This window comes from Actinoplanes sp. NPDC051405 (assembly GCF_055586185.1).
In genome coordinates, this window is sequence record NZ_JBVJIR010000010.1 from 205,853 (window position 1) to 228,262 (window position 22,410).

The window sequence follows — 22,410 nt, forward strand, 5'->3', positions numbered from 1 at the left end:
CATGCCGGCGACGAAGACGTTCCACTACAACAGCATCGACGCGCACGGGCGCAAGACCAAGGGCACGGTGGAGGCGGCCAACGAGACCGCGGCGACGCACCTGCTGCGCCAGCGCGGCGAGGTCCCGCTCGAGCTGAGCCAGGCCGGCCAGGGCCTCAACCGGGACCTGAAGATCCCGGGCCTGGGCAACCGGACCAAGCTCAAGGACCTGGCGGTCTTCGCGCGGCAGTTCTCCACGATGACCGCCTCGGGCATGTCGCTGCTGCGTTCGCTGTCGATCCTGGAGGAGCAGACCACCGCGACGTCGCTGAAGAAGGCGACCGCCGAGGTCCGTACGGATGTCGCCGGCGGCGTGTCGCTGTCCTCGGCGATGGCCAAGCACGACAAGGTCTTCCCCCGCCTGATGATCGCCATGATCCGCGCCGGCGAGGCGGGCGGCATGATCGACCGCGCTCTGGAGCAGATCGCGGACAGCCTGGAGAAGGACACCGCGCTCCGCGGCAAGATCAAGAGTGCGCTGACCTACCCGGCGATCGTGCTGGCCTTCACCTTCGTGCTGATCGCGGCCGTGCTGATCTTCATCGTCCCGATCTTCGAGGCGATGTTCAAGAATCTCGGCGGCGAACTGCCGGCCATCACCCAGTTCCTGGTCGACGCCAGCCACAACATGTGGTGGATCGGCCCGCTGGTGCTGACCATCGGCATCACCTCGACGATCCTCTACAAGCGCCAGGTCCGCCAGAGCCAGGACTTCCGCCTGAAGGTGGACCGGCTGAAACTGCGGATGCCGGTCTTCGGCTCGCTCTTCCGCAAGCTGGCGATGAGCCGGTTCTCGCGCAACCTCGGCCTGCTGCTCAACGTCGGCGTGCCCGTCATGCAGGCGCTGCACGTCGTCGGCGAGACCACGGGCAACGAGGTGATCAACGCGGCCATGCGCGACGTGCAGTCGGCCGTACGCGACGGCCAGCCGATGTCGTCCGCGCTGCGCAACCACAAGGTCTTCCCCGAGATGGTCACTCAGATGATCGAAGTGGGCGAAGAAAGCGGTCAAATCAGTCAGATGCTCGACAAGGTTGCCGATTTCTATGACAGGGAAGTCGACAGCGCCGCCGAATCCCTGACCGCTTCGATCGAACCGATCATGGTGCTCGTCATGGGAGCTGTGGTCGGCGGAATGGTGATCTGTCTGTACCTACCGATGTTCACCATCTACCAGAACATCCAGGGCAACTGACGCCCAGGAGCAGGAAACGACCGGTCTCCGGTCGCGGAGTCGGGCACCCGAGCCCGGAACCACCCATCCCCGCCCCACCCCTGACGCCACACTGGAGGCACCCCCAATGCAGGACATCATCGCTCGCATGCGCGCCAAGAAGCAGGACGAGGGCTTCACCCTCATCGAGCTCCTGGTCGTCGTGGTCATCATCGGCGTGCTGGTCGCCATCGCCGTCCCGGTGTACCTGAACTACCGCCAGGGCGCGGCCGACAAGTCGGCCCAGTCCGACGTGCGCGGCGCCGTCAGCGCGATCGAGCAGTACTACACCGACAACGGCAACGCGTACGCCACGCTGCCCTCGGCGAAGCAGACCGACAGCTTCAACCTCGGCTCGGCCACTGCCACCAACAGCGCGACCAACCTCGTCACCCTCTCCGACAAGACGGAGATGACGTACGTGGGTACCGCCAGCTCGTACCTGGTCTGCGCGACCAACACCGGCGGCAGCGGCAAGGTCTACCTGTACGACAGCACCAAGGGCGGCTCGGTCAGTGTGCCGACGCCGGCGGTCAAGATCGAGACCTGCAAGCCCTGACGCGTTGCCCAGCTCCGACCCGGGTGGTGTCGCCGACGGCGGCACCACCCGCTCCCACCCCGCCGACGAGATCGAGGAGGACCCGCCATGCCGCAGCCGCTGCTGCTCAGCATCGTCGGCCTGCTCGGTCTCGCCGTCGGATCGTTCCTGAACGTCGTGATCCACCGGGTTCCCCGCGGCGAGTCGCTGGTGCACCCGGGCTCGCACTGCCCGCACTGCGGTAACGAGGTCCGCAACCGGCACAACATCCCGGTGTTCGGCTGGCTGCTGCTGCGCGGCCGGTGCGCCGACTGCCGGGCGCCGATCAGCGCGCGGTACCCACTGGTCGAGGCCGGCACCGCGGTGCTCTTCGTCGCCGTGGCCGCCCGGTTCGGCTGGACCTGGGAGCTGCCCGCGTACCTGTATCTCGCGGCCGTCGCGATCGCGCTCGCCGCGATCGACCTGGACGTGCTGCGCCTACCCGACCAAATCGTCCTGCCGTCGTACGTCGTGACAGCGGCCCTGTTCGTCCCCGCGGTGATCGCCCGGGGCGACTGGGACACCGCCGCCCGGGCCCTGCTCGCCGCCGGCGTGCTCTGGGTCCTGTTCGAGGTCATCAGCCGGTTCGGGATGGGCCGCGGCGACGTCAAGCTCGCCCCGCTGCTCGGCCTCTACCTCGGCTGGCTCGGCTGGAGCTGGGTCGCGGTCGGCATGTTCGCGGCGTTCCTGCTCGGCGGGCTCGTCGGCGTGGTTCTCATCGCGCTGCGGGTGGCCCGTCGCAAGACCCGGATCCCGTTCGGCCCGTACCTGCTGGCCGGCGCCTTCCTGGCGGTCTTCGCCGCGGCGCCGATCGCCGACTGGTACACCGCCCTGCTCATCCCCACCGCCTGATCGAGGAAGGAAACCGATGGCTAGCGTCAATCCGATCGGGCTGGACATCGGCTCGTCGTCCATTCGCGCCGTGGAAGTGCGCCGCGCGAAGGACGAGTACACCTTGACCAACTTCGGTCAGGTGCCGCTGCCGCCCGGCACCGTCCAGGCCGGCATCCTCACCGAGCCGGTGGCGGTCACCTCGGCGCTCAAGCAGCTCTGGGCCGCCTGCAAGTTCGACACCAAGCAGGTGCTGCTCGGGGTCACCAACCCGCAGCTCGTGGTCCGCGAGATGGCCGTCTCCAACCTGCCCGCCAAGGAGATGCGCAAGTCGCTGCCGTTCCAGGTGCGCGACATGCTGCCGCTGGCGGTGGACCGCTCGCTGCTCGACTTCCGCCCGCTCGAGGAGCCCGGTGACAACCCGACCGTGCGCGGCCTGCTGATCGCCATGCCCAAGGACGCCGTCATGGCGCTCGTCCAGGCGGTCGAGAAGGCCGGCCTGCACGTCGTCAACGTCGACCTGGCCTCCTTCGCTCTGCTGCGCGCCGCGTCCCGGCTGGACGCCCAGGTGGAGGCCATCGTCGACATCGGTGCCGAGGTCACCAGCGTGGTCGTGCACGCCGACGGCGAGCCGCTGATCGTCCGGACCGTCCCCCGCGGCGGCGCCGAGATCACCGAGAGCATCGCCACCCGGCTGGGCATCACCGCCCCCGAGGCGGAAGCACTCAAGTGCCGGTACGGCCTGCACGGCGACGGCCGCCCGGACGGTGACACCGCCGCCGCCGACGCGATCCGCCCGCTGATCAACGAGCTGCGCAGCTCGTTCACCTATCTCGCCTCGGGCGAACGGCAGAAGCAGGTCACCCGCGTCTCGCTGTGCGGCGGCAGTGCGCTGATGCCCGGCCTGGCCGAGCACATCCAGCAGCACCTCGGCGTCCAGGTGATGTACGCCGACAGCGCCGGCCGGCTGCGCGACACCCGCCGGGCCCGCCAGCGCGGCTTCGACAGTTTCCTGCCGTCGGCCGCGGTGTCGATCGGCCTGACCCTGGGAGCGGCAGCCTGATGGCCACCACCCTCATGCCCCTGGACCCCGCGGTCTCCCCGCAGCGGGTGACCCGGCTGCTGACCATCTCGGCGAGCCTGCTGCCCGAGGAGATCATCGCCGGGCGGCGGGCCCGCCGTACCCGTGGCTGGGTGATCGTCTTCGTCATCCTCGTGGCCTGCCTGCTCACCGGCTGGTTCGTCCTGGAACGCCAGGAGACCCGGGCCGCCGAGGACGAGCTCAACGCGGCCAACACCGAGGTCACCGACCTGCAGCGCTCGCAGCGGGCGTACGGCGACGTGGTCGACGTGCAGAACGACACGACGACGCTGTCCAAGCAGCTCAAGACGGCCATGGCCAACGACCTCGACTGGGCGTCGCTGCTGGACCAGCTGCGCAGCGTCGGCGAGTCGGCCGGGGTGACCGTGGTCGGGATCAACGGCGCTCTGCAGGATGCCGGCAGCTCCTCGTCCGGCAACTCTCTGCCCAGCACCACCACGTCGGCGCCGATCGGCTCGGCCGTCGTCACCGGCACCGGGCCGGACAAGCGGGCCGTCGCGGCCTACGTCGACGCCCTCGGCAAGCAGTCGGTGCTGGCCAACGCGTACGTGACCAACGTGACCACGGAGGAGAACGCCGTGAGCTGGACCCTGCGGGTCGACATCACCAGCGCCGCCCTCTGCGGCCGCTTCGGCGACAAGTGCGAGACGGGAGGCAAGTGATGGGTGCCCGTCACGCCGACCGGCTCTGGATGGTCGCCGGTGCCGCCGTCGTCGTCCTGCTCGCGGTCGTGAGCTGGTTCCTGCTGATCAACCCGCAAAAGACCGAGGCGGCCGATTTCCGGGACCAGACCGAGACCGCGCGCACCCAGGCCGTGGACATGCGCAAGCGCATCGTCACGCTCAAGAAGCAGAAGGCGAACCTGGCCCAGCTCAAGGCCACGCTGGCCGGCTACCAGGACGCGCTGCCCGCCGACTCCGGCGTGCCGGCCTTCCTGCGCCAGTTGCAGGCCGCGGGCACCGACCTGGATGTGGACGTGAGCGGCGTGACCGTGAACACCCCGTCCGAGGTCGAGAACCTGCCCGGCGTCTGGGCGCTGCCGATCCAGCTCACCGCCGAGGGCTCGGCCAAGAACCTGAGCACCTTCATGCAGGAGCTGCAGGGCACCGGCCAGAAGCGCGCGGTGCTGATCGAGTCGGCCAACCTCACTTCCGCTCAAGTCAGCGAGTCCAGCACCGATAAGGCGGACAAGATGAGCGTCAGCCTCGCGGTCAAGGCCTTCGTGGCCCCGCCGGTCGGCTCCGGCGCGCCGACCGTCACCACGGACTGAGCGGAAGTGGCCATGGCAGCAAGCAAAGACGACGGCTTCACCCTGGTGGAGGTGCTGACCTCGCTCGCCGTCATCGGCGTCGTGCTGAGCGCGGTCACCACGTTCTTCGTGCGCTCGATGGTGACGATCGACGTGCAGGGGGCCCGGCAGGCGGCGATCCAGGTCGCCGCCGACTCGATGGAGCAGCTGCGCCAGGTGCCGGCCGCGGACGTGACCACCTGGCTCGGTACCCAGTCCGGCACCCCGGAGGTCGTGGTCAACTCCATCCGCTACACCCGGCAGTGGACGTCCTCGGTCACCGTCAGCGCCCTGCTCAACGTCACGATCAAGATCGTCTGGAAGGGCCGCACCTGCCCCGCCGCCGGCTGCTCGTACGCGACCAGCACCCAGATCAGCACGTCCGCGCTCGAGCCGCTCTTCAACTCGGCGACCGGCTCATGACCCGCCTCGGCGACCGGCTCCGGGCCGCCGGCGACGCCGGCTTCTCGATGGCCGAGGTGCTGGTCAGCATGGCGGTGATGTCCGTCGTCATGGCCATCGCCAGCACCGGCTTCTACGGGATGTTCCACACCACGGACACGGCCGAGGCCTCGGCGACGGCCCAGGTCGAGCTGCAGGCGGCGTTCAACAAGCTGGACCGCGAGGTCCGGTACGCCTACCGGGTCAACGAGAGCTACTCCGACACCACGAACTGGTACATCGACTACGTCTTCATCGACGACGCCGGCAACAACCAGTGCGTGCAACTGAGCCTGCCCCGCGCCGGCGGCACCCTCAAGCGCCGGCAGTGGCCGTGGCCGGACGCCATCTCCGGACCGGCCACCGCGGTCGCCAACAACCTGATCTCGGCCCGGCTGGACAACGGCACGCCGAAGCAGATGATCAACCCGTTCGTCCTCGAGGCCAGCGGCGACGGCGGCAGCGACCTGGACCGGCTGAACGTCAAGGTCAACAGCGTGGTCGGGGCGGACAAGACCAAACAGGGCCTGCGCGAGTACGACCTGCAGTTCACCGCGATGAACACCCTGTCGCGCGCCAACTACAACCGGCCCTGCACGCACTGACCCGCCGCCCGGGCCGGCCGAGCGACCACCAGGTCGACGGCCGGCTCCGGCTGCCCGTCAGTGCGGCAGGGGCGGACGGCTGCGGTGCAGCTCGGCCAGTTGCTCCGGGGTCATGCTCTCGCACGCCCGCCGCCGGCGTTCCGACATCTCGGCCAGCTCCTCCGGGCTGAGCTGGGCGGCCAGCGCCTGCCGCCGTGCCGCCAGCTCCCGCAGCTCCTCGGGTGTGTAGGTGTGTTCCACCGCGGTCATCTCCTCGATCAACGTCACCAGGACCGCCGCGGACGGGGTGCCCGCGGCGTCGAACTGTCCCAGCACCACCTCGAGCCGGTCCCGCAGCCGCGTCGCCCGGGCGATCCGGTCGCGGACCTGGTCCAGCTGGCTGCGCACCAGCTCGCGGGCCTCGGGCCCGGAGCCGTCCAGCAGCGCCCCGATCTCGGCCAGGGCGAAGCCGAAGCCGCGCAACGCGACGATCCGGTGCAGCCGGCGGACATCGGCGTCGGTGTACCGCCGATGCCCGGCCGGGCTGCGCAGGGAGGGCCGGGCCAGGCCGATCTCGTCGTAGTGGTGCAGGGTGCGCACGGTGAGGCCGGTGGCTGTGGCCAGCTCGCCGACGCTCCAGGTGCCCATGGCGGAGACGCTAGGTCCTTCCGTTACGTGAGGAGCAAGCCCGCGGTCACGGGATCTGCCAGACGGTGGTCGGCCCGGCGGAGGTCGGGCAGGCCAGGTACGGGCGGCGGACCATGCAGCCGTACGGCGCCGCGGTCTGCATCGAGCCGACGGTGTGCACGGTGCCGTCGCCGCCGTCCGCGACCGCCACCCAGGTCCGGCCCGCGAGCCTGCTGTCCTCGCGCAGCTCCAGGCCGCCGACCGAGAGCGTACGGCCGAGCTCGCGCCGCACCGCCCCGGTGCGCGCGTCGAGGACCGCCGACTCCGGGCTCTCCTGCTGGTCGTACGCGAGCAGAGTGCCCTCGCCGAGCCGGAACGCGTTCCGCCAGGCCGGGTCCGACCAGCGCACCGAGCCGTCGCTGGGGTCCAGCCCGCTCACCCGGCCGGTGTCCGCGATGCACAGCACCGGCCCGCAGTCGTGCACGAACCCGGTCGGGCCGCCCTCGGTGCGCCACCGCCGGGTCAGTTGCGGCAACCGGTACGCGGCCAGCGAAGCCCGCCCCTGCTCACGCCGCGACAGGTACAACTGGTCACCGGACACCGTGACACCGACGAAGTCGGCCGACAGCGTGCCGTCCGACTCCGCCGGCAGCCGTACGCCCAGCTCACCCTGGCCGAGCACCGACCCGTCGGCGAACTGCAGCGTGGTGACCTGCCCGTCGATCCCGAGCACCACGATCCGGTCGGGGCGGTCGGCGAACAGGTCGTCGTTGAGGATCTCGCCGACCCCGGCGACCATCCGGCTCCAGATCGTCGCACCGGTACGCGCGGAGGCGAGCCGGAGCTCCGTACCCCCGTCGTCGGTGTCGATGCGCAGCAGCGCGCGCCCGCCGCTCAGGGTGACCACCGTGGCGTTCGGCTCGGTCAGGGTCCACAGCACCTTGCCCTCGGTGGCGTCGAGGAACGACATCCGCGGGGCGCTGCCCGAGCGGGCCAGCAGCACGCTGCCGTCGAGCGTCAGGTTCTGCACGTTCTGCGGCAGCGAGGTCGCCCACAACTGCTCGCCGCCGGGCAGGGCGTACCGGCGGATGCCCGACTCGCTGTTGGGGTTCGCGCCGAAAGTGGCGGTGTAGAGCGCGTCCGGGCCGAGGGTGAACGCGGCGGCCGCCGTACCCCCGGCCGCCAGGATCGGCTGCATGGTCCGCGCCGGCGGTGCCGCCGCGGTCAGTGTGAGCAGCGCGGCGACCAGCACCACGAGGATCAGGACCGGGCGCGGCGCGCTGAGCCGGGGACGTGGTGCGGCCGTGCCGGGCTCGGCGCGCGGAGACACGTCGAGATCTATGAGCGGTACGGCGTCAGCCACGCGTTCAGCATGACGGGAAGAAGCGACCATGGGTACGGTCCGCTGTCACTCATCACTGTGGGTAGGCTGCCGGTATGTCTTACACGGTGCCGCCGACCCGCACGGCCGCGGTCGTCCAACAGCTCCGTAACGAGATCGTCACCGGTGAGTTACCGCCCGGGACGCTCATCAAGGACGCCGAGCTGGCCGCCCGGCTCGGCGTCAGCATCACGCCGGTGCGCGAGGCCATCGCCCAGCTCTCGGTCGAGGGCCTGATCGACATCGCCCCGAACCGCACCCGGCACGTCACCAAGATGACGCAGAAGAACGCGCTCGAGCTCATCGATGTGATGGGCGTGCTGGCCTGCGCGGGCTTCGAGTGGGGCGTGGAAAACCTGACCAGCACCCATATCGACCTGATGCGCCAGCGGCAGAAGGAGTTCGTCGAGGGACTGCGCACCGGCAACGTGCTGGCCGCCGGGGCCGCGGGCGCCGACTTCAGCACCATCGTGATCCTGGCCAGTGGAAACCGTGAGCTCCAGTCCATGGTCGACCTGGTGGTGGCGCGCACGCTGCGCATCCTGGCGATGGGTGCGGAGAGCAACCTCTGGGACGTCTGGATCGCCGGCCACGAGGAGATCCTGCAACACCTGGAGGCCGGCGACTCCGCGGCGGCCCTGGCGCGCTACCGCCACATATACGTCGAGTACCGCGCCAAGGTCGAGCAGGTCCTCTTCTCGGAGTAGGGCTACGCCTGGGCCAGCTGAGGCAGCAGCGGGCCGAGCACGTCCAGGCCGGCCCGGCGTACGGCATAGCGGGTGATCCCCCACCGCTCGCGGTGCGACCGCACCGCCGCGACGATCTCCTCGGCCGTGCCCACCAGCAGGAACGGCACCTGACGCAGCTCGTCGACGCTCATCGCCAGCCGCTCGGCGTGCTCGGCGAGGAAGCCCGCCGCGTCGTCGGTGACCTCGACCAGCTGCACGAGCGCCTCCAGCGCGGCGTGGCCGCCCGCCCGCGCCAGCGCCACCTGCGCGTCGATGTCGGCCGGCCGCCAGCGGGCCTCGTGCTGGTGCCCGTCGGGCTTGGTGCGGCCGAAACCGGTCAGGCCGACGATGTCGGCGTGCTCGCCGGCCCAGCGCAGCAGCCGCGAATTGGCTGTGCCGATCAGCAGCGGGATCCGGTCCTGCACCGGGCGCGGCTGCTCCAGCAGCGCGTTGAGCATGGTCAGCCCGGGCGTGTCCACGGTGACCTTCTCCCCCGCCAGCAGCCGGGTGGTCGCCTCGGCGACGGCGATGCACCGGTCGACGCGGCCGCGCACGTCCGGGCGGATCTGGCCGATCGCGTCCCACTCGGCCGGCGTGTGCCCGGCGCCGAGGCCGAGCAGCGCGCGCCCGCCGGAGACCACGTCCAGCGTCGCCACGTCGGTCGCCAGCAGGATCGGCTCCCGGACCGCGGCGTTGGAGACGTACGACCCCAGCTTGAGGGTCGTGGTGACGGCGGCCGCCGCGGCCAGCGCCACGAACGGCGCCGCGCAGGAGCCGGGGTGGTCGGCGGCGAGCAGGGTGTCGAAACCGGCCGCCTCCGCGCGGCGGGCGAGGTCGAGCCAGTCGGCGGCGTCGGTGGGCTGAGCCTGGAGCGCGAAGTCGGCCATGGCGCGATTCTGGTCCCGCCCGGGCCGCGGTGCCCGCCCGCGGCCGCCGGTTTCGCTGTCGGCGTACCCGCCGGATGGCGGGGACTTTCCGCCAGTTGGCGCCCGTCGCCGCGGCCGGGACCACCCAAGCTGAGGACAGCGATCACACGCTTGTGATCTCCTCGAAACCAGGAGGCCTGCTCATGACGCTGTCCGTGGAGATGACGCCACCACCGTTCGACCCGGAGCTCGGCGCGGCCCTGCCGGCCATCACCGAGATGATGCCCGCCGCGCTGACCGCGGACCTGATCCCCGCTATGCGGAGCGGCGGTCCCCTGGGCGCCCCGACCGACGACGACCTGCGCCGCGACGGCAAGTTCACCCTCGCGGAGCGCACGGTCCCGGGCCTCGACGGCGACCCGGACATCTCGCTGCTCATCCTGCGCCCGACCGCCGCCACCGACACCCTGGGCTGCGTCTACTTCACCCACGGCGGCGGCATGATCATCGGCGACAACCGCACCGGCGTGCTCGAGGCCCTGGACTGGGCCGAGGAGTTCGGCCTGGTCGTGGTGTCGGTGGAATACCGGCTGGCCCCCGAGACGCCGCACCCGGGCCCGATCAACGACTGCTACGCCGGCCTCACCTGGACCGCCGACCACGCCGACGAGCTGGGCTACGAGCCCGGCCGGCTGATCGTGGCGGGCGGCAGCGCGGGCGGCGGGCTGGCCGCGGCGCTGGCCCTGATGGCCCGGGACAAGGGCGGACCGGCGCTGGCCGGCCAGATGCTGATCTACCCGATGCTGGACGACCGCAACGACACGTACTCGTCGCGCCAGATGGCCGGCCGCGGCATCTGGGACAGCACTGCCAACGACACCGGCTGGACGGCTCTGCTCGGCTCGGCGCGGGGCGGGCCGGACGTGTCCCCGTACGCGGCACCGGCCCGGGAGACGGACCTGTCCAACCTGCCGCCGGCCTTCATCGACGTGGGCTCGGCCGAGACGTTCCGCGACGAGGACGTGGCCTACGCCAACCGCATCTGGCAGGCCGGCGGCCGCGCCGAGCTGCACGTCTGGCCGGGCGCCTTCCACGGCTTCGACGCGACGGTGCCGCAGGCCGGCATCTCCCAGGAGGCCCGCGCCGCAAGAGTGCGCTGGCTGCACCGTCTGCTGGACGTCTAGCCTCGGAGCATGAAGGACCTCGCCGTCCGGCTGGCCGCGCTCGACGCCGACGCGGGCGCGGCGCTGCGGGTCATCTCGTACTTCGACAGCCTGGTGGAGTCCCGCGCCGGCCTCCAGTCGATCGTGCGGGGCGCGGCGGTGCTGGCCGACTGCCCGGCCCGCCTGCGCGACGACGAACGCCGGGTGCGGATCCGAGTCACCGCGGCCGGCGTGAACGCCTGGCAGGACGATCCCCCGGCGCCGGACTGGATGACCACCGGGGCGGGCTCGGCGACGCTTTGGTTGGAACGCGCCGGCCCGCCGGGCCCGGTGGAGGCGATGATCCTGGAACGGGCGGCGGGCGCGGCCCGGGCGGTCCTGGACCGGACCCGGGGCCGCGCACCGGCGGCCGACCCGGCGTCGGCCGAGCTGATCGTGGACGCGTCGGCTCCGGCGGACGTACGCCGGCAAGCCGCCCGCCGCCTGGGGCTGACGGAACCGGCGTACGCGATCGCCCGGCCGGCAGAGATCGAGGTGCGGTCCGGACCCTTGCCGAACCTGCCGGGCCGGACCGGAATCGGCCCGGCGACGACGATCCTGGACCTCCCGGCGTCCTGGGCAGCGGCGAAGGTGGCCCTGCGCTTCGCCGCGGAAGGCACCGACGAGGACCCGGGCTCCCAGGTGGTCCACGCCGAGGAACTGGGCGCCCTGGCCCTGCTGGCGGAGGTGGGCGACCAGTCGAACACCCCGGACGTACGAGCGCTGGACCACGCGGCCGCGGCGGCGCCCTGGATGCTGACCACCCTGCACACCATGGCGACAAGCGTCAGCCTGCGCGCGGCGGCGACGACACTGCGGCTGCACCACTCGACGCTGCAGGACAGAATCACCCACGCGGAGCACCTGCTGGGCTGGAACGTCCGCTCCCCGCAAGGCCGCCTGCGCCTCCAGCTGGCGCTGGCCCTGCGGCGATTGCACAGGCACCCGTGATGGAGCTCCAGCGCCTGACCGAGCGGCACGAGGCTGAGCTGCTGCGCTTCGAGCGGGAGAACAGGGAATGGTTCACCCGCTCGATCTCGGACCGCGGCGACGACTACTTCACGGAGTTCCCGGCCCGCCACGCGGCGCTGCTGGCGGAACTGGCGACCGGGCTGTGCCACTTCCACGTTGCGGTGGACCAGGAGGGGGCTGTGGTCGGCCGGTTCAACCTGGTGGACGCGGTGGACGGGGTCGCGGAGCTGGGCTTCCGGGTGGCGCAGCGGGTCGCGGGGCGCGGTGTGGCCACGGACGGGGTGCGCCGGATCTGTGAGCTGGCGGCCGGCGAGTACGGCCTGAGCAGGCTGATCGCGGACGCGGCGCGAGACAATGCCGGGTCACTGAAAGTGCTGCACCGTACCGGTTTCCGGCCGGTCGGCGAGGTGTCGTTGCCCGGCCGCTCCGGCATCCGCCACGTGCTCGATCTGCGGCCCTCACCGGGTCCGTAACTGCGGCGTGGCTGCCGTCCGCGCGGGCCTCGGGACTCCGGGCGTCCGGCCGGACACCGTCCGCATGGCTGACATCTCACTGCCTGTCGCCGATCCGCTGCCGTACTGACGCGTGTAGCCTGCTCCAGGAATCTGCATTCAGCTGATGGCGTTTTCCACACGACTTAAGATCAAATCAGCGAACCACGGAGGTACGCGATGCTGGGGTCCGTCAAGACGGCCGTCGAACAGATGCGGCACTTCACGGTCTCCGAGGCGTTCGCAGAGGTCCTGGAGCTCGAGCAGACGGCACCCCACATACTGCAGATTCAGCCGTGGCACGTGCCGGGCGTCCTGCAGGTCCCTGAGTACGCCGCGGCAACGCTGGCCGCGCTCTCCGGCAAAAAGCCTGACGATCCGGACGTGGAGGAGCGCGTCAAGCTGAGGATGGTCCGGGCAGAGGCTTTCCGCCGGCGCCTGGAGTCCGCGAGCCCTCCTGCTTTCGGGGTCGTCCTGGACCGGAAAGCTCTCACCTTGCCGGACAAGAACGTCGTGCGTGCGCAGATCACTCACCTGCGACAGGTTCTCATCGCTCATCCGTCTCTGCAGGTGGCAGTGACCTCACTGCGCGAGGCGGGCTATGTCGAGACACGGACGTGCGAGGTCTTCGAGCGGCAGGACTCGAGCACGGCAACCTTCTTCGAGTCCCCCGATTCAGCTGACGAGATCACCACCGATCCAGCGGTCGGCCGCAAGTACCGGGACCAGGCGACGTCGCTGTTGACCGCTTACCGGGTGGACGACAAGGCGCTCGCGCAATTCGAGGACTAAGCCCGGGACCGCTCGCCCTTCACCCAATGCAGGAACTCGTCGAAGACCTCCGGCTCGAACGCGAGCATTGGGCCATCCGGGTCATGGGAGTCGCGCATCAGGACCGTCCTGGTGCCCGGCTCGACGGCTATCTCGACGCAGTTTCCTGAACTACTTCTGACGCTCTTGCGCCAGACAAGGTCGTTCCGGCCGGCCATTGTGCCTCCCGTGCGGCCTCGGGCGAGCGAAGTTTGCCCGCCTTCGACCCCGCTCATCGTCGATAGGTGGCACCAACCGCTACGCGGTTGTGCCGGTGCTGAAACTGCCGCTTCATCGGGGCCGATCGGATCACAATGTACCTGAGATCCAACGTCCTGCATGGACCCGAGAAGTTGATTTGCGATGCCTCACCAACTGGCGGGACATACTCTTGGCAGCAATATCGGGTAGGCTCTTGCTGGTGGACTTCTGCTACCTGCAAATCGCAGATCAACTTCACATACTCTACAAACCGGGCAATGCGCCCCGGCGCGATCGATAGTGCGAGCTGAGGATGATGGCTGAGCAGATCGGGCCGATCGTCGCGCGCGAACGTCTCAGTCTGCGTTTGCAGCAGCTCCGCGCCGACAGCGGCTTGAGCACGAGCGACGTCGCGACCGCCATGGAGTGGTCGCCCTCAAAGCTGAGCAGAATCGAGAAGAGCGACGTCACGGTACAGCCGCTCGAGGTACGGGCATTGCTGGCATTCTATGGCGTCCATGACGGTTCCGAAGTGGAGTCGCTCGTCGATCTGGCTCGCACCTCGCGGACCCGGCAGTGGTACAGCCGCCACAAACTCAATGGCGACTATCAGAAATATGTTGCATTCGAGGCCGAGGCATCGCGCATCAATATCTGGCAGGTATTGTTCATCCCAGGCCTGCTCCAGACCCCGGAATACGCGCGCGCCGCCAGCTCACTGGCCACCAGGAAAAGTCCCGACCACGAAGACGTGGAGGCCCGCGTGGACCTCCGGCTCGATCGGCAGCGCGCTTTACTGAAGCGCCAGCGCGGAGCGGCGCCTCCCCGGCTGATCGCTGTGATCGACGAGTCGGCGCTACGCCGGCCGATCGGCGGCTCGGACATTTTCGTCCGGCAGCTCGACCACCTCCTCGAGGCGGGCAAGGACACCACGGCGAACACAATCGCGGTGATGCCGCTCGGACTGGCTCGCAACCCCGGACTGGCCGGCACGTTCGAGCTGCTGCAGTTCGATGGGACTCACCCGGACGTGCTGTTCGTCGAGGCCGCGGCTTCGACGGACGATCTTCGGCGGGACAGAGTGACGACCAGGTTCTTCCGGGACGTCATGGCCGAACTGCTCGACGTGTCCCTGACCGGCGAGGCGGCACTCGACCTGATCAGGGGCATCCGCACTTCGTTCGCGGCCTGAGGTCTCGCCGGTCCGCCGAGTCAGCGATACGGCCGGAGGTCCCGGCCGGCCTCCACCGCGCGGGTCACCGCCAGGCGGACCCGTTCGAATTTCGCACGCTGAGTGGTACTGAAGAGCTCGACCTCGCGGCCGTGGTGTATCGCTCGAAGCGCCATCCAGCGCGGATTTCGGCGACTGTCCACGAGCACTCCGAGACCGACACCGACTGCCGCCAGAAGGCCGGCCAAGACCATGAGTGCGGATCCTCCGAAAACGGCGAACGGAAGAGCGATCAGCAGTTCTACGGCGGCGGTGTAGGCCGCGGCAGCCGTGGCCGGATGCCTGTGCACCTCGATCCGGGTGACGTCCGAGAGCTGAGCTACCGGGTAACGACCTTCGGCTGTGTCCACCCACCAGGTGGTCACCACGATCCCGGGACCCGGGTAGAAAACCGCCCAACCACCGCTCTGATCCGGGGTGTGTAGCCCTCGGTCGACTGCCATGACTGCCTCCAACCCTCTGAATCGATGGTCGCGGGAGGAGCCTTCTATGGCAAGCGCTGGTGTCCGACTGCGGACGGCGAACCGCCGTCTGCAGACTGCAGATTAGAAGTTATGAGGGCTTTGCGAGGTCTCACATCATAAGAATCGCGGTTTTCTTCGCCAACCGCACTTATTGACCAAGCGTTAAGTCCGGAGTGCTGGAAATATCCTTTTTAACGACTGAACGAGCACTAAGGTGCAACTGCGAGGGAGCGTCGGCCGATCAACAAAAAGGCCCGGACGTCAGTCCGGGCCTTACGCAAGGGTGGAGCTGAGGGGACTCGAACCCCTGACCCCCACACTGCCAGTGTGGTGCGCTACCAGCTGCGCCACAGCCCCTTGCCTGTCCCCGGGATCCCCCGGGCACTCACGGAATAGTACACACCTCCCGGGCCCCCTCGTGCGGAGGGGGCGGCATGCGTGTCAGTTCAGTGAGACGTCCGGCGGGAAGTGGGCCACCGCGGCCAGGATGTCGCCCTGGCGGCGCAGGACCATGGCCCACAGGTCGTCCGGGCGGCTGACGAACGGGTCTCCCGGGAGGGCGTCGAAGACGAACCAGGAGCCCGCCGCGATCTCCTCCTCCAGCTGGCCCGGGGACCAGCCCGAGTAGCCCGCGAAGACCCGGATGCCCGCCACGCTCTCGCGCAGGCGATCCGGGTCCGCCGACAGGTCCACCGTGCCGAGCGCGCCGGCCACCTGGTGGAAGCCGGACACCCGCTTCTTCACCTGGGGGCGGGTGCGGGCCAGGCAGATCGCCGATTCGGGCTGCACCGGGCCGCCCTCGAACAGCACTGCCGGGTCACCGGCCAACTCGCCCCAGTTGCCCAGCACGTCTGCCACCGGGACCTCGGTCGCCCTGTTCAGCACCACGCCCAGCGCGCCGCCGGTCTCGTGGGCCACCAGCAGCACCACGGTGCGGTCGAAGTTCGGGTCTTTCAGGGTCGGGGTCGCGACCAGAAGCTGACCGGTCATCGACTCCATCGAGCGACCTCCGATGCGCTGCTCTTCACTGAACACGGCAGCCCCACCTTCGCCCCAGGAGGCCTTCGGTCAACGCCATGCTTGGACATTAGCCTGCGTTTCCGGCCACCGATAAGGTCTGGCGCATGAACGAGCCACCCGCGGAGGCGGAGATCGGCGTCATCGGCGGATCGGGCCTCTACGCCCTCCTCGACGGCGCGACCGAGCATCAGGTGTCCACGCCCTACGGTCCGCCGTCGGATCCGGTCACCGTGGCCGAGGTCGGCGGGCGCCGGGTGGCGTTCCTGCCGCGGCACGGCCGGGATCACCGGTTCCCGCCGCACAAGATCCCCTACCGGGCCAATCTGTGGGCGTTGCGGTCGCTGGGCGTACGCCAGATCATCGCGCCCTGTGCCGTCGGCGGGCTGCGGCCGGAGCTCGGTCCCGGCACCTTTGTGGTCCCTGACCAGCTCATCGACCGGACCAGCGGCCGCGCGCAGACGTTCTACGACTCCGGCGCGGTGCACGTGTCGTTCGCCGATCCGTACTGCCCCGACGGCCGGCAGGCCGTCTTGCGGGCCGGCGCGCGGATCGATCCGATCGACGGCGGCACGATGGTCGTGGTCGAGGGGCCGCGGTTCTCGACCCGGGCGGAGTCGCGCTGGTTCACCGCGATCGGCGGCACGGTGGTCAACATGACCGGGCATCCGGAGGCGGTGCTGGCCCGCGAGCTGGCCCTCTGCTACACGGCGATCGCGCTGGTGACGGATCTGGACGCCGGGGTGGAAGGCGACCACGGGGTCACCCAGGAGGAGGTCTTCTCCGTCTTCGCCGAGAACACGGCGCGGCTGCGCGAGGTGCTGCTCGACGCGGTGCAGGCGCTCCCCACCGAGCGCACCTGCGCCTGCGGCAGCGCCCTGGACGGGATCAAGCTTCCCTTCGCGCTGCCCTGAGCCGCTTGGCCTCGTACATCTTGAGGTCGGCCGCGTGGATGAGGTCGTCGGCGGCGTTGCCGGCGACCAGGCCGACGCTGGCGCGTACCGCGATCATCCGGCCGTCGATGAGCGCGGGCTGCGCGATCAGGTCGAGGAAGCGGTCCGCGAAGCGGCGGGCCGCGAGTTCGTCACCGGCCGCCACGAGTACGGCGAACTCGTCGCCACCGAGCCGCGCCACGAGATCGTCCGCACCGGCCGCCTCCCGCAGCCGCGCGGCGACGAAGTGGAGCACCTCGTCGCCGGTGTGGTGCCCGTACGTGTCGTTGACCGCCTTGAAGCCGTCCAGGTCGATGAGCAGCACCGCCGCCCGGCAGTCGGGCGCGTCGCGCATCCGTTCCGCGAACAGCCGCCGGTTGGCCAGCCCGGTCAGCGGGTCGTGGCCGGCCTGGTGGCGCAGCTGTTCGTGCAGCTCGCGCGTCTCGGTGACGTCGCGGGCGTTGGCCACCACCCCGTCGATACCGGGTTCGCCGACCAGGTTGGTGGCGATCACCTCGAGCCAGCGCCAGGAGCCGTCGGCGTGCGCGAAGCGGGTCTGGTACGTCAGCGTGGCGCCGGTGGTGGCCAGCAGGTGGCTGAGCCGCGGGCGGATCTCGTGCAGGTCGTCCGGGTGCAGAAAGGCGATCATGGGCCGGCCGAGGATGTCCGCCACGTCGTAGCCCAGCGTCCGGTGCAGGGCCGGGCTCGCGTACGCCAGGCGCCCGGCCCGGTCCGTGATCGAGGTGATGTCGGACGAGTGCCGGACCAGCGAGTCCAGCCGGCGCTCGCGCAGGGTGATCTCCAGCAGGCTCTCGTCGAGCTTGTCCAGCAGGACGGCGTTCTCGGCGAGGGCGAGCACCTGCCGTACGACAACCAGCGCGACGTTGAGCACCAGCCCGGCCAGCGCTCCCCAGGCCTGGTAGCCCAGGCCGCTGTCGAGCAGCACCGCGATCAGCGCGACGAAGGTCACCAGGGTGGCCGAGTACGGCAGGACGCTGTAGCGGCGTGACCCGGGCCGCTGGAACATCCCGGGGTCACGCTGCACCTGCCGGGCCTGGATCCGCGGCCCGACCATGAACAGGATCGCCGGCGTCACGAGCAGGATGAGCTGCCACGACAGCGACCCGGACGGGCCGGTGCCGGGCAGGACGGCGGTGGCGAGCCCCTGGATGCCGGCCCCGGTGAGCATCACCACGGCGGCGGCCCGCGACATCGGGCTCACCCCGCTGAGCCCGAGCTTCACGGCGGCGAAGACCCCGGCCATGATCAGACCGGTGCCGAACACGGCGGTGACCAGCGTGTCGGTCCCGGCCGCGGCGAGCGCCGACCGGGTCACCAGGCACCAGGCCACGACGGCGAACGCTGTCATGGTGGCCGCCGCGTCCAGCAGGAAGCGGATCCGGGCGCGCCGGGAGCCCACCCCGGTGGGGTAGGTCACGGTCACGCCGACGATCGCCGCGGCGCCGACCAGCAGGGCCACGGTCTGCACGAAGCCGACGGTGAGGGTGATGGCTGCGGGGTCGAGCAGCGTCTGTACCACCTTGAAGGTGTCGCCGACGCTGAAGGCGCCCGCGGCGAAGGCGGCGGCGTTCCAGAACCGCCGGGGCGCCGGCGGCGTCTGCGCCATCCGGGCGATCCGCCGGGCCAGCACGAACAGCCCCACGTCGGTGGCGAGCAGGCTCAGCCAGCCGACGAGCACCTGCAGCCGGTCGCCGCCCACCCCGAGGGCGAAAAACCCCACGAGAACCAGGGCCAGGGGTACGAGGACCCGTAGCACCGGATCACGTACCAGCGAGGCCCCCTGCACGCCGGAACGATCGACGCGCCGGGGCCGCACCTGAGGGATCAGCCGACCGGGCTCAGATCCAGCACGTAGGAGTCGCCGTCGCGGCGGAAGCCGAGCTTGTCGTAGTACGGCGAGACCATGCCGGGCGGGGTGACCACCGTCCGGCAGCCGCGCTCGAGGAAGAACTGGCTCTGCCGGTAGACGAACTCCCCGGGCGTGAAATCCCGGTACCGCTGCGTGACGTAATCCAGCTGTACGCGCGCGACGCCGTCCTCGGTGGCCGCGAACAGCACCACCCCGACCACCTCGTCGCCGTTGACCACGAGGAAGGCGGCAGTGTCCTGGGCCGCGGCGTCCCAGCGGAAGGCGGGGTTGAAACGGGCGATGTCCCGGCTGTGCAGCCGCAGCGTGTGCGCGAGGAACTCGTCGTCGGTGCGCACCTCGACCACCTGGTACGCCTTCTCGTCGTGGCGCGAGGCGAGCATCCTGGCCAGATACCAGACGTTGATCACCGCGAGAACGACGTTCAGGCCCACCATCGGCCACACCGCCAGCGCCGCGTTGAAGCCGATGAGCACGAGGCACCCGATCAGGTTCAACGCGCGCAGGCGCAGCAGCCGCGTCTGCAGCAGGGACCACACGAGCAGGGCCGAGCCGGTCCAGCCGATCACGTCGAGCCAGGTCATGTGCCCAGACTATGAGACGCGAACCGGAGCAGCCCTACAACCAGGCAGCTCCGAGATAGAGCCGGTGGTCACTGGCCGAGGTGTAGAGCGTGTCACCCGTCTCCCCCGCGAAGTGCGGGGAGGTGAAGATGTAGTCGATCTTCCGGCCACCGTACGGGTTGAAGGTGATCTCGTTGTCGGCCTCGTCGGCGTCGGTGAAGAAGGTTTTCAGGCGGGCCACCCCCGGCTGGTACAGGAAGGCGTTGTAGTCACCGGCGGAGAGCACGGGCCCGCTCTTGGTCAGCAGCCACTCGTACAGCGACGCGAGATCCTGCTCGTTGCCGAGCGCGACACTCGTGGCGTTGTGCACGCTTGCGGCGAAGAGCTTCCGGCCCTTCACCCGGGCGTACATGCCGACCGAGTGACGACCCGAGGGCAGGATCTTGACGTGCTTCGAGCCGAGCACGGACCCTCGGACGATGACCGCGATGCCGTAGCTCCGGCCGTACCGTTTGTCGTGGTTGTCGCAGGTCCCGAGAGACTTGGTGGCGGTGAAGGCCGCCGAGTAGCCCCGCGGAAGGCGATCCGTGATGTAGCGGTACTGCGAATAGCACACCTCCTGCAGAGAGGCGACGTCGATGGACCGGCTCCGGATCTGCTTGAGCGTGTAGGAAGCCGGCGCCATGGACCCCTTGCTGCACATCACTCCGCACAGGTTGAACGCCATGGAACGAATCAGCACCTTGGCCGAGGCGTGGGCTGCTGTCGGCGTCGCCACCACCGCCAATGCGCAGAGCCAGACCAGGAGACGACGCAGATGAGCGCGATAGCGAGGCATGGCTACGACGATCGCCGCCGCCGGGCACAGTTGGGTAGGGGCCCGGTTGCTTTGCCGGTGTGCGCGACGACCCGTCACCGGGTGGGCGGTCCCCCTTCCGGGTCGGCCTGAGCGACAGCCTCGTTCCGCTCGCCGGCGAACATGCGGTCCTCGTCCAGCGCCGACGTCTGCACGACCAGCACGTCACACACGGCGTTGCGCACGACGCCGGCCGGCACCGACCCCAGCAGCTGCCCCTGGCTCGCGCCCAGCCCCCGGTTTCCCACGACGATGAGGTTCGCCGGGTTGGCACCGACCGTGTCGAGCAGGGCCTGCGCCGGGTCGCCGGCCACGAGCCGCTGCTCGATGTACCTCGCCCGCTCCTTGGTCAGCCCGGTGACGGACCTGGCCAGGGCCTCGCGTGCCGCCTCGGCGCCATGGATGTCGCGATGCAGGCCCGCTGCGGCGCCTTCCGCCGGTTCGGCGCTCTCCCGGTACGCCGTGACGACGACCAGCCTCGCCTGCGCCGCCTGGGCCACCTCGGCAGCCCGGTCGACGGCGTACAGGCTGGTCGGGGTGCCGTCCGAACCGACCACGACCCGGTCGTACACGGTGATGCTGCGCTTGCTGCCGAGCGGCACGATCGGCGACTCGTCCGCCTCGTCCGGCGGGTTCACCCACAGCATCGCCACGGCGCCGATGCCCAGCAGGACGCCGGCCAGCATGATCGCGTTGCTGCCCTTGCCGCCGAGCAGGTGCTCGAAGATCCAGCCGAACGTGATCGTCTGGATGAGCATCGGCACCACGATCATCATGTTCAGGATGCCCATGTAGACGCCGGTGCGCTTGGCCGGGACCATGCTGGCGACCATCAGGTACGGCACGCCGACCGCGCTGGCCCAGAAGATGCCCACCCCGATCATCGGCAGCAGGGCGACGTACTGGTTGTCGATGCGCGACAGCCAGACCAGCGAGAGGGCGGCCAGGCCCAGCGCGACCGCGTGCACCCGCTTGGCACCGATCCGGCGGGCGAAACCGACCAGGAACAGCGCCGAGACCATGGTGACGAAGTTGTACGCGGCGTTCTCCAGCCCGCTCCACCCGATCGCGGCGTCCCAGCCCGCCCCGCCCTCCTCCGGCGTGGCGCCGAATATCGTCTCGCCCAGGCTGACCGCCAGGAACTGCCAGTAGATGAACATCGCGTACCACTGGAAGAGGAACACCACGCCGATCTTGTGCATGGCGACCGGCATCACCTTGACCGCGTCCGCGATCTCCGCGACGGCGTGGTGCAGACCCTTGGGCGTGGCCCGGATCTCGCGGATCTCCTCGTCCGACGGCGTCAGTTCCCGGGTACGCGCCATCGCGGTCAGCACGGTCAGCAGGATGCAGACGGTGCCGATCATGAAGCAGACGTACATCCAGTAGGGCACGCCGTTGCCGGCCTCCTCCTGCAGTGCGGAGACCTTCTGCAGGATGAACAGCGACAGGTTGGCCAGCACCGCGCCGGCCCCGGTGAACATGCTCTGGGTGAGGAAGCCGCGCGCCAGCTGGGATTTCGGCAACCGGTCGGAGATGAACGCCCGGTACGGCTCCATCGAGGTGTTGTTGCCGGCGTCGAGCAGCCAGAAGCAGATGACGGCGAGCCAGAGGATGCCGACGAACGGGAACAGGAACAGGATGACCGCGCACAGCAGTGCGCCGGCGGTGATGAACGGGCGTCTGCGGCCCCAGCGTGGATGCCAGGTCCGGTCGCTGATCGCACCGATCAACGGCTGGATGATCAGCCCGGTGACCGGCCCGGCCAGGTTGAGGATCGGCAGCTGATCGGGGTCGGCCCCGATCAGCAGGAAGAGCGGGTTCACCGCCGACTGGGTGAGGCCGAAACTGAACTGGACCCCGAAGAACCCGAGGTTCATCATCAGCAGGGCGCGACCCGTCATGAGCGGCCGGCGCTCAGCCTGGCCCACATCTGTCGAGACGGTGTCCGATGTCGTGGTGGTCATGGCGACCCTCCGGCCACTGTGATCAAAGTCACCTGTTTCTCGACGCTAAACCGATCCGAGAAGACCCGCAACCGATGTCGATACGTGGTGCAGCATGAGTGCCGAGGCACGCATCAACCTCGACGCTCCCCACGGCTTG

The 22,410-nt window shown here is 69.8% G+C and carries 25 protein-coding genes and 1 tRNA gene; 15 read left to right on the forward strand and 11 right to left on the reverse strand.

Features of this window, described 5'->3' with window-relative positions:
* The first annotated feature begins 1 nt into the window (after position 1).
* From ACZ6S4_RS22555 to ACZ6S4_RS22590, 8 genes are all read left to right on the forward strand, one after another.
* Positions 2–1,234 carry a type II secretion system F family protein gene (locus tag ACZ6S4_RS22555; RefSeq protein ID WP_465476806.1) on the forward strand — a complete coding sequence of 411 codons (1,233 nt, stop codon included), beginning with the start codon at positions 2–4 and terminating at the stop codon, positions 1,232–1,234.
* Between the two features lie 127 nt (positions 1,235–1,361).
* Complete coding sequence (locus tag ACZ6S4_RS22560) at positions 1,362–1,811, forward strand: type II secretion system protein (protein WP_465476807.1); 450 nt, start codon at positions 1,362–1,364, stop codon at positions 1,809–1,811.
* An 87-nt stretch (positions 1,812–1,898) separates the two neighbouring features.
* A complete protein-coding gene (locus tag ACZ6S4_RS22565; RefSeq protein ID WP_465476808.1) occupies positions 1,899–2,681 on the forward strand; it encodes a prepilin peptidase in 783 nt (260 codons plus the stop codon).
* Positions 2,682–2,697: 16 nt separating this feature from the next.
* A complete protein-coding gene (pilM, locus tag ACZ6S4_RS22570; protein ID WP_465476809.1) occupies positions 2,698–3,723 on the forward strand; it encodes a type IV pilus assembly protein PilM in 1,026 nt (341 codons plus the stop codon).
* Positions 3,723–4,424, forward strand: a complete 702-nt coding sequence (locus ACZ6S4_RS22575) for a hypothetical protein (protein WP_465476810.1) — start codon at positions 3,723–3,725, stop codon at positions 4,422–4,424. Before pilM ends, ACZ6S4_RS22575 begins: the two co-directional genes overlap by 1 nt.
* Positions 4,424–5,032 carry a type 4a pilus biogenesis protein PilO gene (gene pilO, locus ACZ6S4_RS22580; RefSeq protein ID WP_465476811.1) on the forward strand — a complete coding sequence of 203 codons (609 nt, stop codon included), beginning with the start codon at positions 4,424–4,426 and terminating at the stop codon, positions 5,030–5,032. Before ACZ6S4_RS22575 ends, pilO begins: the two co-directional genes overlap by 1 nt.
* Positions 5,033–5,044: 12 nt before the next feature.
* On the forward strand, positions 5,045–5,473 hold the full coding sequence (locus ACZ6S4_RS22585) for a type IV pilus modification PilV family protein (RefSeq protein ID WP_465476812.1): 429 nt from the start codon (positions 5,045–5,047) through the stop codon (positions 5,471–5,473).
* Complete coding sequence (locus tag ACZ6S4_RS22590; RefSeq protein ID WP_465476813.1) at positions 5,470–6,096, forward strand: PulJ/GspJ family protein; 627 nt, start codon at positions 5,470–5,472, stop codon at positions 6,094–6,096. The genes ACZ6S4_RS22585 and ACZ6S4_RS22590 overlap by 4 nt, the downstream gene beginning before the upstream one ends.
* Before the next feature lie 57 nt (positions 6,097–6,153).
* Here ACZ6S4_RS22590 and ACZ6S4_RS22595 read toward each other — a convergent pair whose 3' ends face one another.
* Together ACZ6S4_RS22595 and ACZ6S4_RS22600 are read right to left on the reverse strand one after the other, a co-directional pair.
* Positions 6,154–6,723, reverse strand: coding sequence for a MerR family transcriptional regulator (locus ACZ6S4_RS22595; RefSeq protein ID WP_465476814.1), 570 nt, complete (start codon positions 6,721–6,723; stop codon positions 6,154–6,156).
* Between the two features lie 46 nt (positions 6,724–6,769).
* Positions 6,770–8,065 carry a PQQ-binding-like beta-propeller repeat protein gene (locus ACZ6S4_RS22600; RefSeq protein WP_465476815.1) on the reverse strand — a complete coding sequence of 432 codons (1,296 nt, stop codon included), beginning with the start codon at positions 8,063–8,065 and terminating at the stop codon, positions 6,770–6,772.
* A gap of 74 nt (positions 8,066–8,139) precedes the next feature.
* On the opposite strand from ACZ6S4_RS22600, the gene ACZ6S4_RS22605 reads away from it, so the two are divergent.
* Positions 8,140–8,790 (forward strand): GntR family transcriptional regulator, encoded by a 651-nt coding sequence (locus tag ACZ6S4_RS22605; RefSeq protein ID WP_465476816.1) that lies wholly within the window; start codon positions 8,140–8,142, stop codon positions 8,788–8,790.
* 2 nt (positions 8,791–8,792) lie between these two features.
* Here ACZ6S4_RS22605 and ACZ6S4_RS22610 read toward each other — a convergent pair whose 3' ends face one another.
* Complete coding sequence (locus ACZ6S4_RS22610; protein ID WP_465476817.1) at positions 8,793–9,698, reverse strand: LLM class flavin-dependent oxidoreductase; 906 nt, start codon at positions 9,696–9,698, stop codon at positions 8,793–8,795.
* A gap of 182 nt (positions 9,699–9,880) precedes the next feature.
* On the opposite strand from ACZ6S4_RS22610, the gene ACZ6S4_RS22615 reads away from it, so the two are divergent.
* The 4 genes from ACZ6S4_RS22615 (at position 9,881) to ACZ6S4_RS22630 (ending at position 13,134) form a co-directional block, all read left to right on the forward strand.
* Positions 9,881–10,861, forward strand: coding sequence for an alpha/beta hydrolase (locus tag ACZ6S4_RS22615; RefSeq protein ID WP_465476818.1), 981 nt, complete (start codon positions 9,881–9,883; stop codon positions 10,859–10,861).
* A gap of 9 nt (positions 10,862–10,870) precedes the next feature.
* On the forward strand, positions 10,871–11,830 hold the full coding sequence (locus tag ACZ6S4_RS22620; protein ID WP_465476819.1) for a helix-turn-helix domain-containing protein: 960 nt from the start codon (positions 10,871–10,873) through the stop codon (positions 11,828–11,830).
* Positions 11,830–12,324 carry a GNAT family N-acetyltransferase gene (locus ACZ6S4_RS22625; protein ID WP_465476820.1) on the forward strand — a complete coding sequence of 165 codons (495 nt, stop codon included), beginning with the start codon at positions 11,830–11,832 and terminating at the stop codon, positions 12,322–12,324. The genes ACZ6S4_RS22620 and ACZ6S4_RS22625 overlap by 1 nt, the downstream gene beginning before the upstream one ends.
* Before the next feature lie 198 nt (positions 12,325–12,522).
* Entirely contained in the window at positions 12,523–13,134 is a 612-nt protein-coding gene (locus ACZ6S4_RS22630; RefSeq protein WP_465476821.1) for a Scr1 family TA system antitoxin-like transcriptional regulator, read from the forward strand.
* On the opposite strand, the gene ACZ6S4_RS22635 is transcribed toward ACZ6S4_RS22630, so the two are convergent.
* Positions 13,131–13,493, reverse strand: a complete 363-nt coding sequence (locus ACZ6S4_RS22635; protein ID WP_465476822.1) for a DUF397 domain-containing protein — start codon at positions 13,491–13,493, stop codon at positions 13,131–13,133. The genes ACZ6S4_RS22630 and ACZ6S4_RS22635 overlap by 4 nt on opposite strands.
* Positions 13,494–13,669: 176 nt before the next feature.
* Here ACZ6S4_RS22635 and ACZ6S4_RS22640 point away from each other — a divergent pair, with 176 nt between their 5' ends.
* Positions 13,670–14,545: a helix-turn-helix domain-containing protein gene (locus ACZ6S4_RS22640; protein ID WP_465476823.1), complete on the forward strand. Its 876-nt coding sequence runs from the start codon at positions 13,670–13,672 to the stop codon at positions 14,543–14,545.
* A gap of 20 nt (positions 14,546–14,565) precedes the next feature.
* On the opposite strand, the gene ACZ6S4_RS22645 is transcribed toward ACZ6S4_RS22640, so the two are convergent.
* The 3 genes from ACZ6S4_RS22645 to ACZ6S4_RS22655 form a co-directional block, all read right to left on the reverse strand.
* Positions 14,566–15,027, reverse strand: a complete 462-nt coding sequence (locus ACZ6S4_RS22645; protein ID WP_465476824.1) for a DUF6232 family protein — start codon at positions 15,025–15,027, stop codon at positions 14,566–14,568.
* Between the two features lie 305 nt (positions 15,028–15,332).
* Positions 15,333–15,405: transfer RNA gene (locus ACZ6S4_RS22650), tRNA-Ala, on the reverse strand.
* A gap of 84 nt (positions 15,406–15,489) precedes the next feature.
* Complete coding sequence (locus ACZ6S4_RS22655; protein WP_212992554.1) at positions 15,490–16,047, reverse strand: YqgE/AlgH family protein; 558 nt, start codon at positions 16,045–16,047, stop codon at positions 15,490–15,492.
* A 125-nt stretch (positions 16,048–16,172) separates the two neighbouring features.
* Here ACZ6S4_RS22655 and ACZ6S4_RS22660 point away from each other — a divergent pair, with 125 nt between their 5' ends.
* Complete coding sequence (locus ACZ6S4_RS22660) at positions 16,173–16,979, forward strand: S-methyl-5'-thioadenosine phosphorylase (protein ID WP_465476825.1); 807 nt, start codon at positions 16,173–16,175, stop codon at positions 16,977–16,979.
* Here ACZ6S4_RS22660 and ACZ6S4_RS22665 read toward each other — a convergent pair.
* The 4 genes from ACZ6S4_RS22665 to ACZ6S4_RS22680 form a co-directional block, all read right to left on the reverse strand.
* Positions 16,954–18,804, reverse strand: a complete 1,851-nt coding sequence (locus tag ACZ6S4_RS22665; protein WP_465476826.1) for a diguanylate cyclase domain-containing protein — start codon at positions 18,802–18,804, stop codon at positions 16,954–16,956. The two genes, ACZ6S4_RS22660 and ACZ6S4_RS22665, sit on opposite strands and share 26 nt — an antisense overlap.
* 38 nt (positions 18,805–18,842) lie before the next feature.
* Positions 18,843–19,469, reverse strand: coding sequence for a hypothetical protein (locus ACZ6S4_RS22670; RefSeq protein WP_465476827.1), 627 nt, complete (start codon positions 19,467–19,469; stop codon positions 18,843–18,845).
* 34 nt (positions 19,470–19,503) lie between these two features.
* A complete protein-coding gene (locus ACZ6S4_RS22675) occupies positions 19,504–20,286 on the reverse strand; it encodes an endonuclease/exonuclease/phosphatase family protein (protein WP_465476828.1) in 783 nt (260 codons plus the stop codon).
* A 74-nt stretch (positions 20,287–20,360) separates the two neighbouring features.
* Complete coding sequence (locus ACZ6S4_RS22680; RefSeq protein WP_465476829.1) at positions 20,361–22,271, reverse strand: MFS transporter; 1,911 nt, start codon at positions 22,269–22,271, stop codon at positions 20,361–20,363.
* Positions 22,272–22,410 lie beyond the last annotated feature (139 nt).